This is a genomic window from Okeania sp. SIO2F4 (assembly GCF_010672385.1).
Classification (GTDB): Bacteria; Cyanobacteriota; Cyanobacteriia; order Cyanobacteriales; family Microcoleaceae; genus Trichodesmium.
In genome coordinates this window covers 1-2984 of record NZ_JAAHGT010001087.1, presented here as the reverse complement: position 1 = coordinate 2984, position 2984 = coordinate 1, and the positions used below count along the sequence as shown (strand labels likewise).

The 2984-nt window shown below is 35.1% G+C and carries 1 protein-coding gene; it reads left to right on the top strand.

Going from position 1 to position 2984, the window contains the following annotated elements:
* A partial coding sequence (locus F6K22_RS37380) for a GAF domain-containing sensor histidine kinase (protein WP_293109834.1) occupies window positions 1-2688 on the top strand: 2688 nt, incomplete at its 5' end.
* Window positions 2689-2984 lie beyond the last annotated feature (296 nt).

The window sequence follows — 2984 nt, the reverse complement described above, 5'->3', positions numbered from 1 at the left end:
AGTAAATTTAGTGCGACAATGGTCAGTTTATCCCTAAAATTTGGGAATACTTTCGCATCAAGCATTGGGTATGCAACCTATGGCTTGATGTTGTCTAGTTTTTTAGAACAAGTCGAAAGGGGGTATTACTTTGGAAGAGTCGCACTAAATTTACTTCATAAGTTAAATGTTCGGAGATTCAAGTGCATAACTTTACTTATATTTTGTACTTTTCTTCAGCATCATCGAGAATCACTAAGGGAAACAATAATCACAGCGAAAGAGGCTTATCTAGCAAGTATAGAAATTGGTGATTTTCTCTATGCTGGCTATAGTATAGTTCACTATTTTGTTGATAATTTGTTTGCTGGAGTAGAGCTACAGGATTGGGAAACTGAAATTGAAAATTACTGTATTATCTTAGATAATGTCAAGCAACAATCAGCTTTAGCTTACCTAAAGATGCAACAACAAATAGCCCATAACTTGAGGAAAATTATTGACCGACCAGATTTATTAATCGGTGTCGCTTACGATGAAAGTTTGATGATTCCTAAGTATAATCAGAACAATGATATTAATTCAATCATTTTCATATATGTTTATAAATTGATGCTTGCTTATCTGTTTGGTCAGTATACAAATGCTTTAGATTATATTGCCCAAGCAGAAGGTTATTCAATTACAAAATTAGGACAAGTTCAGACACCAGTTTTTCATTTTTATGCAGCATTAACCTACTTAGAATTATACTCAGAGCAGTCCGAAAGTGAAAAAGATAATACTCTTGAGGAAGTAAAAAATCATCAAATATTTTTGGCGAAATGGGCTGCTCATGCTCCGATGAATCATCAACATAAACTTGATTTGGTAGAAGCAGAAAAATACCGAATATTAGGACATAAAACTGAAGCAATTGAGTTATACGATAAAGCAATTGCAGGTGCAAAAGAAAACAAATATCTTCACGAAGAAGCCTTAGCGAATGAATTAGCAGCTAAATTTTATTTGCATTGGGGAAAAGAAAAAGTTGCTGCTGGATATATGCAAGAAGCCTATTACTGTTATTCACGGTGGGGATCGAAGGGGAAAGTTGCCTATTTAGAAGAAAAATATCCACAACTACTAGAGGTTATTTTGCAACCAACTAACTCAGCAAGCGACTATGAGGGAACGATATCTACCAGTGTCAGGAGCAGCATAAATACCACTACAAATATCCAAAACTCGAATTTATTAGATTTTCCCGCAGTGATGAAAGCTGCTCAAGCTATTTCTGAGGAAATAGAGTTAGAGCAACTTTTAGCCAGTCTGATGCAAGTTGCGATCGCAAATGGGGGTGCAGAAACAGGATTTTTAGTGATTCATCAACAAGGAGAATGGTTAGTTGTAGCGAAGGCAAATCAAAACCATACAGAAAACTTGCAAATTCCTCTTGCTCAATGTCAAGAATTACCTCAAAGTTTGATTTATTCTGTTGCCAGAAGTAAAAAAATTGCAGTTTTTGATAACTTGAGTGCAACATCTCAATTTGCAGGCGATACGGCTAAAGCCACGCTCCGCGACCGCTACATCATTACCCACCAACCCAAATCGGTTTTATGTACTCCTATTACCAAGCAAGGAAAATTAATCGCAATTTTGTATTTAGAAAATAATCTCACAGTAGGAGCATTTACAAGCGATCGGATTGAAACATTACAAATTTTAACTTCTCAAGCTGCCATATCAATTGAAAATGCTCGTTTGTATCAACAAGTAGAAAACTATTCTCATACCTTAGAAGCAGAAGTAGAGAAAAAAACTCAAGCTTTAAGCCAAAAAGCATTTGATTTAGAGCAAGCATTGACAAATTTACAACAAACCCAAGCTCAATTAATTCACAGTGAAAAAATGTCTTCTTTGGGTCAGATGGTGGCAGGTGTTGCCCATGAAATTAACAACCCAGTCAATTTTATTTATGGTAATATCCAGCCAGCAAGTGAATATGTTGATGACTTGTTAAATTTAATTACTGCTTATCAAAATAACTATCCAAAACCAACGGCTGAAATTGAAACAATAATTGAAGATATAGATTTAGATTTTTTGCTAGAAGATTTGCCAAAGTTGTTAGGTTCGATGCAAACAGGCTCGAAACGAATTCGGGATATTGTATCTTCGTTGCGGAATTTTTCTCGCTTGGATGAATCTCAAATCAAAAAAGCAGATATCCACGAAGGTATTGAATCTACTTTGCTAATTTTACAACATCGGTTGCACAGTTCTCAAGAGGAAGGTTGTGCGGCAAAATCTCCAGAAATAACAGCGATTAAAAATTATGGAAAATTACCATTAGTTACTTGTTATCCCAATCAGTTAAATCAAGTATTTTTGAATATTCTGAATAATGCTATTGATGCTTTGAATGAAGTGTGTATTCAGGGAAAAAATTCTGATTTTACTCCTACTCTTAAAATTACTACAGCAACAATTGAAAGTCGATTTATTGAAATAAAAATTGCTGATAACGGCACAGGAATTCCACCAGAAATTGTTAATAAAATCTTCGACCCATTTTTTACCACCAAACCAGTAGGTTCGGGTACTGGTTTGGGATTGTATACTAGCTATCAAATTGTAGTTGAGCGTCATTCGGGAGAGCTAATTTGTGTTAGTAATTTGGGTCAGGGAACAGAGTTTATTATTAAGGTGCCAATGGATAATTGATCGAGACTTACGCATAACAACCACATCTAGTAGGGGTGATTCGCGAATCACCCCTACAGATAGCGCATAATTCTATATTTTGCGCAATATCAAATCCGGTTAACTGCACATAGAATCAGGTTATTATGATATGTGTTTATAATTCTCTAATACCAATTACCATGCATTGATGCTATACTTCAGCTATACTTCAACACCTCAATAGTTACTAAGATTAAAAGTCTGTTTTTGACAATTATTAGTCGGTATTTTATAGATTTTTCCTACTTTTCCTCTCCCCACACCTCCCACACTTC